General features: G+C 31.8%; 16 protein-coding genes. 9 read left to right on the forward strand and 7 right to left on the reverse strand.

Features of this window, described 5'->3' with window-relative positions:
- Positions 1-243: 243 nt before the first annotated feature.
- Both AC0L5U_RS02920 and AC0L5U_RS02925 read left to right on the forward strand, forming a co-directional pair.
- Entirely contained in the window at positions 244-384 is a 141-nt protein-coding gene (locus tag AC0L5U_RS02920; protein WP_473414582.1) for a hypothetical protein, read from the forward strand.
- Positions 353-1,024, forward strand: a complete 672-nt coding sequence (locus AC0L5U_RS02925; protein WP_473414583.1) for a DUF6503 family protein — start codon at positions 353-355, stop codon at positions 1,022-1,024. The genes AC0L5U_RS02920 and AC0L5U_RS02925 overlap by 32 nt, the downstream gene beginning before the upstream one ends.
- A 4-nt stretch (positions 1,025-1,028) precedes the next feature.
- On the opposite strand, the gene AC0L5U_RS02930 is transcribed toward AC0L5U_RS02925, so the two are convergent.
- Positions 1,029-2,219: a hypothetical protein gene (locus AC0L5U_RS02930; RefSeq protein ID WP_473414584.1), complete on the reverse strand. Its 1,191-nt coding sequence runs from the start codon at positions 2,217-2,219 to the stop codon at positions 1,029-1,031.
- A gap of 319 nt (positions 2,220-2,538) precedes the next feature.
- Positions 2,539-4,572, reverse strand: a complete 2,034-nt coding sequence (locus AC0L5U_RS02935; RefSeq protein ID WP_473414585.1) for an adenylate/guanylate cyclase domain-containing protein — start codon at positions 4,570-4,572, stop codon at positions 2,539-2,541.
- Positions 4,573-4,798: 226 nt separating this feature from the next.
- Between AC0L5U_RS02935 and AC0L5U_RS02940 the strand changes: the two genes are divergently transcribed.
- From AC0L5U_RS02940 to AC0L5U_RS02960, 5 genes are all read left to right on the forward strand, one after another.
- Positions 4,799-6,061, forward strand: coding sequence for a sigma 54-interacting transcriptional regulator (locus tag AC0L5U_RS02940; RefSeq protein ID WP_473416158.1), 1,263 nt, complete (start codon positions 4,799-4,801; stop codon positions 6,059-6,061).
- The gene (locus AC0L5U_RS02945; RefSeq protein ID WP_473414586.1) at positions 6,058-6,525 is read left to right on the forward strand and encodes an AAA-type ATPase lid domain-containing protein; all 468 of its coding nucleotides are present in this window, start codon (positions 6,058-6,060) and stop codon (positions 6,523-6,525) included. The genes AC0L5U_RS02940 and AC0L5U_RS02945 overlap by 4 nt, the downstream gene beginning before the upstream one ends.
- A gap of 178 nt (positions 6,526-6,703) precedes the next feature.
- Entirely contained in the window at positions 6,704-7,258 is a 555-nt protein-coding gene (locus tag AC0L5U_RS02950; protein WP_109353067.1) for an OsmC family protein, read from the forward strand.
- An 87-nt stretch (positions 7,259-7,345) separates the two neighbouring features.
- Complete coding sequence (locus AC0L5U_RS02955; protein WP_473414587.1) at positions 7,346-10,576, forward strand: 4Fe-4S binding protein; 3,231 nt, start codon at positions 7,346-7,348, stop codon at positions 10,574-10,576.
- Positions 10,577-10,626: 50 nt separating this feature from the next.
- On the forward strand, positions 10,627-10,824 hold the full coding sequence (locus tag AC0L5U_RS02960; protein WP_473414588.1) for a hypothetical protein: 198 nt from the start codon (positions 10,627-10,629) through the stop codon (positions 10,822-10,824).
- Positions 10,825-11,200: 376 nt separating this feature from the next.
- On the opposite strand, the gene AC0L5U_RS02965 is transcribed toward AC0L5U_RS02960, so the two are convergent.
- The 4 genes from AC0L5U_RS02965 to AC0L5U_RS02980 form a co-directional block, all read right to left on the reverse strand.
- Entirely contained in the window at positions 11,201-11,533 is a 333-nt protein-coding gene (locus AC0L5U_RS02965) for a CCC motif membrane protein (RefSeq protein ID WP_473414589.1), read from the reverse strand.
- Between the two features lie 7 nt (positions 11,534-11,540).
- Positions 11,541-11,831 (reverse strand): DUF2752 domain-containing protein, encoded by a 291-nt coding sequence (locus AC0L5U_RS02970; RefSeq protein ID WP_473414590.1) that lies wholly within the window; start codon positions 11,829-11,831, stop codon positions 11,541-11,543.
- An 88-nt stretch (positions 11,832-11,919) separates the two neighbouring features.
- Positions 11,920-12,663 (reverse strand): T9SS type A sorting domain-containing protein, encoded by a 744-nt coding sequence (locus AC0L5U_RS02975; RefSeq protein WP_473414591.1) that lies wholly within the window; start codon positions 12,661-12,663, stop codon positions 11,920-11,922.
- A gap of 2 nt (positions 12,664-12,665) precedes the next feature.
- Entirely contained in the window at positions 12,666-13,964 is a 1,299-nt protein-coding gene (locus AC0L5U_RS02980; RefSeq protein WP_473414592.1) for a hypothetical protein, read from the reverse strand.
- A gap of 112 nt (positions 13,965-14,076) precedes the next feature.
- Here AC0L5U_RS02980 and AC0L5U_RS02985 point away from each other — a divergent pair, with 112 nt between their 5' ends.
- Positions 14,077-14,262: a hypothetical protein gene (locus tag AC0L5U_RS02985; protein ID WP_473414593.1), complete on the forward strand. Its 186-nt coding sequence runs from the start codon at positions 14,077-14,079 to the stop codon at positions 14,260-14,262.
- Positions 14,262-14,822: a Smr/MutS family protein gene (locus AC0L5U_RS02990; RefSeq protein ID WP_473414594.1), complete on the forward strand. Its 561-nt coding sequence runs from the start codon at positions 14,262-14,264 to the stop codon at positions 14,820-14,822. Before AC0L5U_RS02985 ends, AC0L5U_RS02990 begins: the two co-directional genes overlap by 1 nt.
- On the opposite strand, the gene AC0L5U_RS02995 is transcribed toward AC0L5U_RS02990, so the two are convergent.
- Positions 14,819-15,769, reverse strand: coding sequence for a hypothetical protein (locus AC0L5U_RS02995; protein ID WP_473414595.1), 951 nt, complete (start codon positions 15,767-15,769; stop codon positions 14,819-14,821). The two genes, AC0L5U_RS02990 and AC0L5U_RS02995, sit on opposite strands and share 4 nt — an antisense overlap.
- Between the last annotated feature and the right edge of the window lie 23 nt (positions 15,770-15,792).

Consider the following 15,792-nt stretch of genomic DNA (forward strand, 5'->3'; position numbering starts at 1 on the left):
ATTATAAATCTTATAATTTTTCGAAAACCCTTTTAATTACTGGTGCTTACGAAGCATTGAGCTGTAGTAATATCTTGTATAATTTAAATAAAAGTTATTAATCGAATTTGCCATTATTTAGCCCCCGCTACCGCTAGTTTGTAACTAGTGGAGGTAAGAGTGTCTAAACAAGAGAAATTATATATAATACATTAGCAGCGTTAAGTCCACGTCCGTTTTACGACTCACTTTCAAAACCTATTTATGATAAAGAAACTCATTTTAATATCTGTATTTGCCTCACTTTTGGTTAACTGCAAAAAGGAACTTCAAGATGCAGATATAGTTGTTCAAAAATCTATTGCGATATCTGGTGGTAATAAAACTAAAAAGTGCCACAATTAGTTTTGATTTTAGAAACAAACATTATAAAGCAACTCGTGATAACGGGCAATTTCAGCTAGCAAGAACGTTTAAAGATTCTGTAAATAGTATTAGGGATGTTTTGTTTAATGATGGATTTCAGAGGTTTATAAATAATAAACCTATTGACGTTTCTAAAGAAAAAAAAGAAAGTTATTCAGCTTCTGTTAATTCAGTACATTACTTTTCTGTATTGCCTTATGGATTAGATAGTAAAGCTGTTAAGAAAAGCTATTTAGGAAAAACGAAGATAAATGGAACCGATTATCATAAAATTAAAATCACTTTTACTGAAGATGGAGGTGGCGAAGATTTTGAAGATGTGTTTATTTACTGGATAGAAACCGAAACTTTTAAAGTTGATTATTTAGCCTATTCTTATGCTGAAGTTCATGGTGTTGGTTTACGCTTTCGCGAAGCCTATAACGAACGTTTTATAGAAGGGATCAGGTTTGTGGATTATAATAATTACAAACCCAAAGATAATAATGAAGTTTTAGAGCATTTAGATTCTAAGTTTGAAAATGATGAATTAGAATTACTTTCGAAAATTGAATTAAATAATGTATTGGTTTCTATAAATAAAGACCAATCCCTATTCCAGATAACACCAAAAAAATAATAAGCTAGGGAATTCCCTTGATAACATAAGTTCTTTTTACAGAGTTATACCCATAAACAGCTTTGTAATATATAGTTTCTTCTACAATAGTATCTGCAAAAATATTGCCTTGAGTTATTATGTTTTCTTCGGTTTGCACAAACTTTCCTATGGCACCATCAATCCAAACTTTATCGTAGATAATATTTAGTCCGTTTTTAACAATTATAACTTGTTTAATGGATTTAATACCTCCTTTTAAAGCTTTGAAGGTTGCTTTAATTTCATTGGTTAAGTTAGGGGTTTTAGTTTTTTCTTTTTGTGGTTCTGTATGTCCTATTGAACTAAGGTTAATAAACGTAGTAGTTTTTTTTCGAGATTTAGGAGGTTTTTTAGGAGCAGGAGGTTTAATATTTGGATTATTAGTGGTTAGAATATTAATTTTAAAAACTTCTGAAGCAGAATTACATAAAGAGTTTAATAAGTTGGTAACACCCTCTGCAATTAACACCCGATAATACGCTTTGCTATTTATATTTGATATGGAAAGGCTATTTTTGTTTTCACCTTCAATATTAAACCAATCTATACTGTTTTCACTTTTTTGCCATTGGTAATAGTGCTCTGAAAATACCGAAAAATCTGGAGTAGCTTTGAGTGTTGTAGTATAAGGTAGTTCATTTTTGTACAATGAAATGTTTCTTGCTTTTTTTTCTGAATCTTCTATAGTTACAGCATCCCCACAGGTTTTAAAAACAATATCGTCTATTGCTAAATCGTTACCACAACCGCCTTTACCGTTATTTCGCATTTTAAGAATTACAGATGTTTGTCGGGGTTTTGTTTGAAACACCAGACCGTATTCTTGCCAATTTGGAGTATTTGAGCCAAAAATATTACCCGTACTTCCACTTTTTAACAAGGTGGTGCCTGTATTATCCCAAATTTCGAAAGTAACGTTTATAGGAATTCCAGTTTTATTCTTAGCACAAGGTTTATTGTAAGCAGGGAATAGGTTTACTAACCAAGCCGAAAATTCATAAGTTGTGTTTTCACATAATCCTGAAACTGGCATCCTAAAAAACTCACCAGGTTTTTTACTTGCGTTTACAATTAAAGATCTTCCGTTAATGTCTCCAGGTGTATGGTCGCTCTCTGAAAACCATCCAAACCAATTTGAATTGCAGGATACTTTATAAGAGCCATCTACTGGCATACCTTTGGTAAACCTGTAGGTAGTAGTTCCTGAAGGTATAGGAACATCTTTTTTTCCAGACCCAAAATTTTCGATAAAAATTGGGTCGCCAGAATTGCCGGTACAAAAGCCTAATTGTGCCTGTGATTTTAAGCTAATTAAAAAAATAAGATTAAAAATATTATGTAGAGATTCTTTTTAACAGCCTGTATATTTAAAAAATAGGAATGTTCTATATTAATAAAAATAATTTCATTAAATGTTAATTTTACTACAATGTTTAAACAAATTTAAAGACTGTAAATAAGTTAAAATGTTACATCTTTTTATATTAGAAATATTAATTTTCGATGCCGTGAGTTTTTAGAACATTGATAAATCTAGAATCGTCTTTTAAATAATCAAAAAAGTCCATGCGTTCACGTTTTATGACACTAGTGCGTTTGTTTCGTATAGTATCTAAATGAAATATTACGCTGTCTGTATTTTTTAAACCTGCATAAACAATAGCTAATTGATGGCTTTTGTTTCTTGGATGAGCCTTTTGCCTAATGGTGTCTATAATTCTATATGCACTTAAAGTATCGCCTGTTTTGGCATAACAATACCCTAAAAAACGATAATAAACGTTTTCTTTGTTTGCTAACTTTTTAAGCGGATTTATAGCCTTCTCATATTTTTTTTGATCTGTATATAATCTAAAATAAGAACGGTTAATTACAAATTCATTGTTGCCTTGTTTATTGATTTTAATGTCATTTAATAGCCTTTCAGCTTCATCATATTTTTTATTAGAGTTTAAAGCGTTAAAATAGCTGATTCTTATAGGAAAAGATAAAGGGTCTAACCTGTAAGCAATTTTAGCTTGCTCTAATTGTTTTTCGTACTGTTGCGAATAATAAAAAAATGTGGAATATTGATGCCTTGCTGTTAAATCATTTGGAGATAATTTAATGGCTTTTTGAAAAGCAGCTTCGGCAGCTTCATGATTACCTTGTATATTATTTATGAGGCCTTTTACTGAATATATTCTTGAGACCTTATTGTTAATTTTTTCAGCTTTTTCTAGGTATTCGTTTGCAAGTTTTGATGCTTCTTTGGAGCTTCTACCAGAATAATAGGTTTCTAAATAAATAGAATTTGCAATTTCCGCATAAGCCTCTGCATAATTAGGGTCTAATAAAATGGCTTCTTTATAAAGTAAAATACTCTCTGCTAGACTTCCTGCGTTTCTTTTATCTGCCTCGTCTCTACCTTTTAAAAATAACTTATAGGCATCAATATTTTGAGTGGGGATTTTAGTTAAACTTTGCAATTCTTCAAAAGACAGATTAATTTGTAATGCGTTTACAATTTCTTTAGAAATTTCGGTTTGAATACTAAATATATTTGTTAAAGTTTTATCATATTTCTCTCCCCAAATATGTTTATCGTTTTTGGTATCTATCAATTGAGCTGTTACTCTAACTTCATCTCCATATTTCCGAATACTACCTTCTAAAATATAGGTTACACCAAGCTCTTTAGCAATTTCTTCAATTGTTTTTTTAGTGTTTTTATATTGCATAACCGATGTTCTGGAAATAACATGCAACTCTTTTAATTTTGCCAATTGTGATAAAATATCTTCGGTAATACCATCTCTAAAAATTTCTGAATCGTCGTCAGTACTTAAATTATCAAAAGGAATTACAGCTATTGATTTATCTGTAAAAGTTACCTTCATTGTAAATAAGCCTGCGTAATAAGCAACAAATAAAACGGCCAATGTTAACGCTAATCCTACCATAACATTTTTAAGACTTAATTTGGCTTTTTTGGTAGAAACACTAGTTTTTAATTTCCCTTTTACATCTTCTGGTTTTGGAACTACTAAGCCATCATTTGAGATAGCAAATATAGGCATGGCATCCTCAACATTTTTTAACTCATAAGCGTCTAAAAATGTTGTTTTTATATGTCTGTGGCTTCGAATTTGATCGTGAACTTTATCTGAAATTAAAATGCTCCCTGAGACCGCACAAGATTCTATTCTTGAAGCCACATTTACGGCGTCTCCAATAATATCATCTTTAGAATGAATAATATCGCCCACATGAATCCCAATCCGAACAGGGACTTTTGGGTCTTCAAGAAATGCTTTTTGTAATTCTATGGCGCAATCTACCGCCTCTACGGTGCTTTTAAAAGTACTTAGTGTGCCATCGCCAAAATATTGAATGATTTTACCATTGTATGCCTCGGTAGTCATTTCGAACGTATTTCTATGACGCTCGCGCATTTGTACAGCCTCTTTTTCATTGCTCTGCATTAAAGAGGTGTAGCCCTCAATATCAGTAAACATGATGGCTGCTAGTTGGCGGTTGGTTGACATTTTGATAATAGCATTAGGTGCCACTAAATTAATTAAATATCTTTAATTGATAAATTTAAAAATTATTCTACTCAAAATAATTAATATCTTTAGCTTTAAATAACCAACTTATTATTGACGTAGTGACCGAAGATCATATTCAATTTTTATCTGAAATTCCTTTTTTTCTGAAGTTTCCAGAGCGTCACTTCAACATTTATCTGAGAATATTACAGAAGAAACCTTTATTAAAAACGAAGTGATTTTTGAAAAGAATACCATTGGCAATTCTATGTATGCGGTTTTGGAAGGTTCAGTAAAAGTTCATGATAAAAAACATATTTATGACACCTTAGCTGAAGGGGATTGTTTTGGTGAATATGCGCTAATTGATAACGAAACACGCTCCGCAACGGTTACTGCCATTGAAAAAACAAAGGTTTTAAAAATTGAACGCGACCACTTTTTAGATTTACTACAAAACGATAGCGGTTTTGCCCAAGGGATTTTATCGGTGATGATAAAACGTCATCGTGATCTTGATACTATTCAGGAGCGCTTAGCATCTTCAAAAATTGAAATTGAAAATGCTAACGGGAAATTAAGCGGTCTTATTAATGGTGCTATGGACGCTATAATAATGTTTGGTAGCGATTTTAAAATTATTCTTACCAATCCTTCCGCCAATAAGTTATTAGAAAATGATGATGTGTTACAACGTAACGTTTTATTCTTTTTTGATGACGAAAGTGCTGATATTATTGAAGGTATTGTAAAATCTGAGGATGACAATAAAGCCGTTAATACATACCTTCCAGATGTTGTTAAAGTGATAGGTTCTGGAGATACTGAAACTTTAAACGAAGGTACAATTAGCAAATATGGTTCGGATACTAATCCATTTTACACCCTTATTTTAAGAAATATTGAAGAGCGATTAATTGCTGAGGATAAAATAAGTTTACTCACAAAACAAACTCAATATTTAGAAGAAGAAATTCAAGAGCTTACCAGCAGTTATGGCATTATAGCTGAAAACAAAAAGATGAAAGAGGCTCTAAATCTTATTCATCAAGTTGCTAAAACGGATGCTACCGTTTTAATACATGGCGAAACTGGTACCGGAAAAGAGTTGGTTGCTCGTGCTATTCATAAAGAAAGTAATAGAAATGATAAACCTTTAATCAGGATTAACTGCGGCGCAATTCCTTCGAATCTTATTGAAAGTGAATTGTTCGGTCATAAAAAAGGGGCATTTACAGGAGCAACTGTAGATAGAAAAGGACGTTTTTTATTGGCAGACAAAGGCACAATATTTTTAGATGAAATTGGTGAGATGCCATTAGAGTTGCAACCTAAACTATTACGAATTATACAAGAAGGCGAGTTTGACCCTGTTGGAAGTTCTGAAACTATTAAAGTGGATGTTCGTATTATTGCGGCATCGCACCGAAATCTTTTGAATTTTCTAAAGAAGGTAAATTCAGAGAAGATTTGTATTATCGATTGAATGTATTTCCTATTAACGTGCCTGCTTTACGTGAAAGAGGAAACGATATTTGTTTGATTGCTGAGGAAATGATACAGCAGTTTTCTAAAAAACTTAATAAACAAATTCTAGCTTTATCTGATAACGACAAGGCTTTGTTAAGTAACTATGAATGGCCAGGAAATGTTCGAGAACTTCAAAATTTAATTGAACGCGCGGTGATTGTATCACAAAACGGATCTATTAATTGGCAAGCTATTATACCTAATAATACAGATATTACTGAAATTCAAAAAGAAGCATCTCAAGAAAAAATACTAACCTCAAACGAGTTAGTGGCTTTGGAAAAAGAAAATATCCTGAAAGCACTAAGGCAAACCAAATGGAAAATATCTGGTGCTAATGGTGCCGCTTCTTTATTAGACTTACCTCCAACTACTTTAGCTTCTAGGATTAAGGCGCTGAAAATAGAACGTCCGATTTAAAACTTACGACATTTCATAAATTTAATCACGATATTTCGTTAATATTCGAATTATCGTAACATTTAATTATGCCTAAAAATCATGTAATTATCTGATTTTCAATTTATTAAAATGTTTGGCATGCCATTAGCATAATACCAACCAAATAATAATGTTTAACAATTTAAAAATTAGAAAAATGATTACAACAGCAAATGTAAAAAACGGAGTAAACGTAGATCAATTAGTTGAAACTATCAACCACATTCAAGAACAGCCAGAATTAGCAAAATTCGAATTCAGAGCTAAAAACAACTGGATTGATGGCGGACATTGTGTATCTAGTATCAAAAGTTTTTATGGTGCAGGACAAGAAGATTCTACTCGTGAAGAAACATTCACAATGGAATGTAGCCACCCACAAGTATTATTAGGAGCAGATGAGGCTGCTACACCTCCAGAAGTATTATTGCACGCATTAAGCTCATGCTTAACTGGAGCTATGGTTTATCATGCAGCAGCTAACGGCGTTGATATTGAAGGTGCAGAATCTAGCATCCAAGGTAATGCTGATTTACACGGGTTCTTAGGATTAGATCCTGAAGTACGTATGGGATTTGACGGTATCAAATTCAGATTAAATGTAAAATCTGATGCAACTGCAGAACAATTAGAAAACTTCGCAAAGTTCTCTCCTGTTTTTGACATGATTAGCAACCCTACTCCAATTTCAATTGAAATTGTAAAGCAGTAGTAAAAACCTTTAAAAAATGGCTACTCGAAAACTATTAGGAGTAGCCATTTTTTATTTCAAAACTTCATTTCACACACCACCACAAAAATGAAAACTTCAACTCACAGCATCTTAAACGCAAATCAAGCCGTTGCACAAATTGCTTATAAAACTAATGAGGTATTCCCCATTTACCCCATTACACCAGCCTCAGAAATGAGTGAACTGGTTGAGCAATGGCAAGCAGAAAACAAACCAAATGCTTTTGGGAATCACACTTCTGTATTTCAAATGCAAAGTGAAGCCGGTGTTGCTGGTGCAATGCATGGTGCATTACAAACAGGAAGTTTATCATCAACATTTACAGCATCTCAGGGCTTACTTTTAATGCTACCAAACATGTATAAAATTGCTGGAGAACTTACTCCAAATGTTATACATGTTGCCACAAGAAGTATTGCTACTCATGCGTTATCCATTTTTGGAGACCATAGTGATATTATGGCGGTTCGTCAATCTGGTTATGCGATGTTAGGAAGTGCGTCGGTTCAAGAAGCACATGATTTTGCTTTAATTTCTCAAGCGGCTTCATTGGAATCTTCAATTCCTTTTGCACACTTTTTTGATGGCTTTAGAACCTCACACGAAATCAATACAATTGAATTAATTCCAGATGGTGTTATTCAATCTTTAATAGACCAAAATAGAATAAAGAGCCATAAAGACAGAACTTTAAATCCAAATAATCCTGTTTTACGAGGCACATCACAAGGTGCTGATGTATTTTTCCAAAGTAGAGAAGCTATCAATCCTTTTTATGATATCTGTCCAGAAATCGTTCAAAATACCATGAACAATTTTGCTTCATTGACAGGAAGACACTATAAACTTTTTGATTATGTTGGACACCCTGAAGTAGAACACCTCATTATTTCAATGGCATCTTCAACAGAAACTATTGAAACTACCATCAATCAACTTAACGAAGAAGGTGAAAAATACGGACTTATAAAAGTTAGATTATTTAGACCTTTTAGTACAAAACATTTAGTTCAGGCTTTACCTAAATCGGTTAAATCAATAGCTGTATTAGATAGAACTAAAGAACCTGGTTCTAGCGGAGAACCTTTGTATTTAGATGTGCTTCAATCTATTTCTGAAGCTTTTCAAAATAACAAACTATCCACTTTTCCAAAAATAGTTGGTGGACGTTATGGCTTGTCTTCAAAAGAATTTACACCATCTATGGTTAATCCTATTTTCAATAATCTAAAAGAAGATCAACCTAAAAACAATTTCACTATTGGCATTAATGATGATGTAAAAAATTTAAGCTTAGATTTTTCAGAAGCCATCAAAATAAAAAATAACTTGTACGAAGCTATTTTCTATCAAGAAAAAACGGAACATGATAGTTTTTCAAATACTTTGAAACTTATTGCCAAAAAAGAAAACACCTTCGTTCAAGGCTACACACAATGTGATTATAAAAAATCAAACTCATATAATACGGCTCATTTAAGAATTGGAAGCACACCAATTAAAGCGCCATACTTAATAGAAGAAGCTGATTTTATTGGCTGTCAAAATGTAAACTTCACTTTAAACGACAACACATTACACAAATTAAAATTTAAGGGAACACTTTTAATTAACACTTCGCAAACGTCTAAAGCATTTTGGCAGTCGCTATCGGTTAAGAATCAAAAGTTAATCAATGAAAAACAAATCAACGTATTTGTTGTAAACATTGAAGAATTAAAAGCAAATCAGATTTTAAAAGACATAAAAATTTCTGAATTTCACGCTTGCTTTTTAGCTATCAAAAAGGATTTGTTTTATGATGAAAACAGCATCGATTTAAATGAGTTTATTTATAAAGTAGACACTTCTGCTGAAAGCATAAAAACAAAAGAGTCAACAACATTTGACAATACGTTTAACGACAGTTTTTTAGGTAAATTATTAGCAAATAAAGGGAATGATATACCTGTTAGCATGTTACCAGTTGATGGTACATATCCAACAAACACATCGCAATTTAACCCAATTCAAAAGAGCACATATTTACCAAATTGGAATACAGATTTATGTACACAATGTGGTGCTTGTAGTATGGCTTGCCCTCAAGCTGCACTTAGAATTAAAGTGTATGACGATGCTTATCTAAACGATGCTCCAAAAACTTTTAAACATATCATTTCTGAAGATTTTGATTTGATGAATTACACGATTCAGATTAACCCAGAACAATGTAATGGATGTAATAATTGTGTTGATGCTTGTTCTGTAAAAGCTTTAAACTTGGTTGACAAAAATGATAAAAAGGATGAAAATAAAAACTGGAACCACTTTGAAACTATTCCAGAATTTGACAGAACAAAAATTGATGTTTCAAAAGTAAGTCAGCAACAATTACAAGAACCCTTATTTAAATATTCAAGTGGTGTTGAAGGTTGTGGAGAAGCGCCTTATCTAAAATTGATGTCTCAATTATTCGGAGACAGGCTATTAATAGCTAATGCAACTGGAGCCAGTTCAATTTTCGGAGGCGCTTTACCCACAACACCTTGGGCTAAAAATGAAGACGGACAAGGTCCAGCATGGTCAAATTCATTATTTGAAGATAACGCAGAGTTTGGTTTAGGATTCAGAATGTCTATCAATCAACAAGAAAAACAATCACGTTTTCTTTTAGAAAAACTAAAGTCAGAATTAAACCCAGATTTAGTCGAAGCTATTTTGAATACCGAACAAACTACAGAATTAGAAATAGCAAAACAGCGAAAAAATATTGAATTACTAAATAAAGAATTATTAAAATTGAATTCAAACGAAGCGAAACAACTTTTAAATATCTCGGATAATTTAGTTAAAAAAAGTGTTTGGATTGTTGGTGGCGATGGTTGGGCATATGATATTGGATATGGAGGATTAGACCACGTTATCGCTTCAGGAGAAAATGTAAATATCTTGGTTTTAGACAACGAAGTTTATGATAACACGGGTGCTCAAACCTCAAAAGCAACACCTTTTGGAGCTGAAGCGAAATTTGCTTTCAACGGTAAACAAAAGCAGAAGAAAGACTTAGGATGTTTAGCCATGACTTATGGTAATACATATGTAGCTTCCGTAGCTATTGGCGCAAATCAAGAACAAACTTTACGCGCCTTTAATGAAGCTGAAAGTTTTGATGGACCTTCAATAATTATCGCCTATACTCATAGTGAATCTCACGGTATTGACATGAAGCAACCTAGAAAATATCATAAAGCTGCAGTTGATTCAGGGCAATGGTTATTGTACAGAAATGACCCCAGAAGAGCTAAAAAAACTTAAATATTTTACTATTAGATTCAAATGCGCCTTCAATAAAAATTCAAGAGTATTTGAAATTAGAAAAGCGTTTTTCAAAACTTATGAATTCTAATTCTGAAGGGTTCAATTCTGTTATGAGAGCTATTCAAAAGCAAGTTGATAATAGATTTGATAGATATCTAGCAATGAGTTCATTTAATTTTAAAATCAATAGAAACAAATTACTTCAAGAAAATAGAATCAAACAACAATTAAAATATATAAAATGAAAATAATAAGTAAAACAAGACAAATAAACCTCTTAACGATTTGTGTGATAATAAATATAATCATGCTTTTAACCATGATATTAACTTTATAATATCCAACTAGAAAATAATATAATTACTACACAGTAATTAGATATAATTCATTCTTCAAATATAATTTAGAGATAATCATTATTTTGAAATTTGCATAACCAAAAGCGGAATATCCATTTTAAAAGCAAACAATTTACTCCATTAGCTTCAAAAAAAATGACAAACATTATAAGTACCATTCAGTATTAGTTTATAAATAAAAAAACCAGAACAATAAATGCTCTGGTTTGATTAAATATATTTACGTTGTCCGTCTAATTTATGACGACTCAATTTAATTTTACTACTGTCCCATCATTTCTTGAATTTTTTCCTGCATTAATTCTTGGTCTTGTAATCCTTCTAATCCAACTACAGATATTAACCAAACAATGTATATTATTGTTAATGCGCTTAATATAATACCAATTATTGCTAAAATTTTACCAGTCTTCACATTTTGAAATCCAGAATATTCGTCAGGATTAGCAATATAAATTTGAGTAGCCTTATTTGCTAATACAATAGCAACTATACCCAAAATTAACCCTACAATACCATAACAGCAGCAGGTAACAATTGATAAAATCCCGAAAACGAGAATGAGTGTTGAATTTGGCAGTTTTTGTTGTTCCATTTTGTTTTTATTTAATTAAGAAAGTTTTAAAAATAAAGCTTGTTATAATAATTACCGCATTTAATAATGCTAGAAATAAAATTGTTTTATATCCATGTTTTATGGGCTTAAAAGCATTAATACCAACAACTAAAAACATTAAAACAAGCGTGTAAATAGCGGGATACATTTTAAAAGCTTCAATAAATTCGCCATGTATTAATAGAGAAAAACTACGTTGCATACCACAGCCCATACAGTCTACACCAAAAAGTTTTTTGTTCAAACAGGGGAGCATGTATTGTTCAAGGTCACTCATAATTACTACCTAACAGGTGCTATTAATAAGTGATAAATATAATAAAAATGAAAATACCTTTACAGACTAATTATAGAAATACAATTTTTTAATGTCCAGAAATAATTACTTTTTTGTTAAGTATTTGGCTATTTTTTAATTTAATTTCAACAATATACATGCCTGAATTGAGTCTTTTTGAATCAATTACATATTTGCGTTTATTTAAAGATTGTATTCGTTTTGTAATTAGTTTTCCTGAAACATCATACAGAGTAATTGCTGCTATGTCTAATAATTGTGAGTTATGAATTTCAAGTTGTGAAGCCCTTGTGTTTTCAAATACTTTAAAATCTTCGGTTGATATAGTTTCTATACTTAAACTACTCTGGTTATTGAAGGTAATTTCAAAACGGTCATTGTAGGTACCTTTTGGTAAGGTAATTTGAAATTCTCCATTTTTAATATCTGTGTAACTATCCTCGTTTTTGTCGAAAAGATATACATTAACATCGCTTGGTATATCATTAAATTTAAAAACCTTCACACTAAAAGCTGTTTCAATTTCATTTGCCTTAAATCCAATAGGAATTCGAGTAGTGCTATCATACTTAATCGATTTTATAACCAAATTATTGTCTTCAGAAATTAAATAAGCATCGTTAGACAGCCCTTGAGCAGGGTTTAGGGCATCAAAATTCCTATTATAAGTGTTATTGTTAGGAGTGCCTTCTCGAAAAGCGATAAGATTTTCTTTATAGAATGTATTATTTATATGTGTATGAATCTTTATTTCAGGAATTATAATGGGGTTGTTTAATATACTTTTATAGTCAATACCGTTATGAGACATAGCTAAAACTTCCTTTTTTTAGAATCATCGGTTTTTTTAGTATTATTATTCTTTGCAAAAATAGAACCTGAACCAGTAGGAGTGGAGTCTTCTGCTAAATATAAACGCATTGCATTTGTGAAAAAAGCTTTATTTCCGGCTGGTGAGGCTGCATTCCCAGGGTTTAATTTACTACTAATTATAAAACCTTGACCTACACCTGCAAAGCGCCTGCTGTTATTTGTACTGTAATCTGCTCCTGTTCCAACATTGTCTCCATTGCTATTTCCGTAATTATTATACGTTGAAAATGTAGCTGGTACATAACTACCATTATCCATATCATCTGTTAAATCCCCTGCTGTGTATGTACCGTAACCTCCTTGATATTCATGTAAAAAATGAGAACCCACAGATGATTGTTCCCAAAAATATATTTCTCCGTTGATGTAAGATATTGTTGGGTGGCCAGTTCCGTCATCAACAACACTTGTGTTTGCCTTAACAAATTCTTTTAAATCTAAAGCTGATGGATAAGGATTACCAGTTAGGGTTTCTACTTGATAATCTGTCCCAGAATTAGGATCGAGGTCTGTTCCTGTGAATTCACAATCAACTGAAATAGTACCATTGTTCGGTCGTCCTCTAAAATCTAGCACATTATTAGTGTTTGGACTGCCTTTCATTGAAAATCCGTATCCTGGTTCTATATCTCCTGTATCCAATTCTTGAACCCAGCCGTTATAGCCGCCAGCAGAAATTAAAGTAAATATCCAATAATTTGCAATTTCTGTAGCTGTGCCTTCATAAGCGGTTGTAAATCCATAAGGAGTTGTCGTTACATCAGATAAGTCTGAGGCATCATTTGGATCATGAATATTACTCCCATTAAAATCAACATTTGCATCTAGTGAAGTATCACTTACGCCAACAGGAGAACACCAAAAATTATATTCATAAACTCCAGTAGTTTGATTTTGGTAAATTGAAAGTTCACCTTCATCAGAATTTTGTGTTGTATCAGTATTTTGAATTAACTGAGCGTCTCCTCTCATATATAGCATAGAGGTAGCCGTCTCTAATCGTATATCATCATTTACAAAAAGTACTACATCTTTAGCATATAAATAGGTGTCATCATCAATATATAAATCTTGTGAATAGGATGTTAATGTACATGCTGCTAATACGGCAAATGCAATGATGTTTTTTAAAAAGTATTTTATGCTTTTAGAACAATCAATGCTAATAATTTTGAAATTTGAGATTTGGGGAATCATTTTTTCAACAATTTTACCAGCAAATATAAGTAAAAATATCATTACAGCGTATTTTTGTGTATTTAATCGATTATAGTGTGCTTTATATTTAAAAAAGATAATTTCTTTTGGTTAGTTTATTTCATGTAAATTTGCCTAATTCTATCTCTTATTTATGAAATATTTTAATTACATCTTAGTTATAATTGGGGCTATTGTAGCGTTATATGCCAAAGCAGGAGCAAACCAAGATCAGTTTGTTTTAATTAGTGGTATAGTGATATTAATGGTAGGTATTTACAGAATCTCGAAAACAATACCAAGTAGAAAAGACCATGAGAATGAAAGTGATATACAATAGTGATAGACTTTAAAATAGGACATAAGGTTTCGGTTTTAGACGAAGAATTAACAGGTGTAGTTCTACAGATAAATAATAACACAGTTACTATAGAAACTGAAGATGGTTTTATGTTAGATTTTGAAGCGAATGAGTTAGTGTTTTTAGATGTTAATAATGATTTGACTGATGCACTATTTTCAAATTCAAATGTAAATGAAGTAATTTCTGAAAAAGAGGGCTCTAAACGAAAAATAAGCAAAAGAGTAAAGCCAAAGGAACGTTCTCAACCTGCAATGGAAGTAGATTTACATATTAATCAACTGGTACGGTCTCCAAGAGGAATGACGAATTTTGACATGCTAAATTTACAATTACAAACCGCAAAACGTCAATTAGAATTTGCTGTCAAAAAACGTATACAACGTATTGTTTTTATCCACGGTGTAGGAGAAGGGGTTTTAAAAGCAGAGTTAGAATCTTTGTTTAGACGCTATGATAATTTAAAATACTATGATGCCAATTATCAGAAATATGGTTTAGGTGCTACGGAGGTTTATTTTTATCAAAACCAATCTTAGTTAAAATCAGGGGTTAATTCTCTGGTGTTTGTTAATTCACTTGATCCTTCTAAAAAACCAAAACTCAATTCTTCTTGTAGAAGAAAATCTAGGGATATGTCTTCCACAGTCATATTAACCGTGTAGGTTTGATTAATAGTATGTTTTCTGTACGCTGTTGCAGGAAATACATCATCAACATTAGCATTTAAGTAATCTGCACCTATATCAGGATTTCTAATATCATTTAATGGATTTTGATCTTGAGTATTACTTTCTTCATCTCTTGTTAAAGTACCATCATTGTCATCATCAGGATCTAAATAATCTGGCATATCCTCACCATCAGTATTTTGCGCATCGGAAGGATTTCCATCACCATCAATATCAGGGTTTTCATTTATTGTGAGTACATTGTCGCCATCATCATCTGCATCAATAAAATTTGCTAAACCATCTCCATCGGTATCAAAACCTGCTTCAATTTTACCATCATCATTCTTGATGTTTTTATCATTAGAGTTATCATCAAGGTAATTATAAACACCATCATTATCATCATCTCCTAATGGATCAATACCGTTTGGGCCTTCAAATTCACTAGGAATACCATCATTATCATCTTCAATAAGAATTCTGATAATTTTTGCGGTACAAGAACTACTTTCATCAATACCAATATTTAAATTGGCTGGTGGTACTATGGTGCAAAACAAATCATTTGGTAAATCTGGCCTGTTGTAGGTTCTATAGAAAAAAGTCGCGCTTTCTTCAAACCTTAACGTATCTACTTCTGTTTCAAAAAGCTTTGCAAGTGTTAAAGATGTGAAAAGTACAGAAAGGGTTTCAGTAGGATCTTCTTTTGTCTTGTAAAATAGTAAATCACTTTCTTCACAAGCTTGAAATGTATCTTCAAAATCGAATTCAACGGTAAAAACATCACCATCATTACATGAAAAAATGAACAAAAAACTTATGAAACTAAGTAGAA

Source organism: Jejuia sp. G7-7 (genome assembly GCF_055808955.1).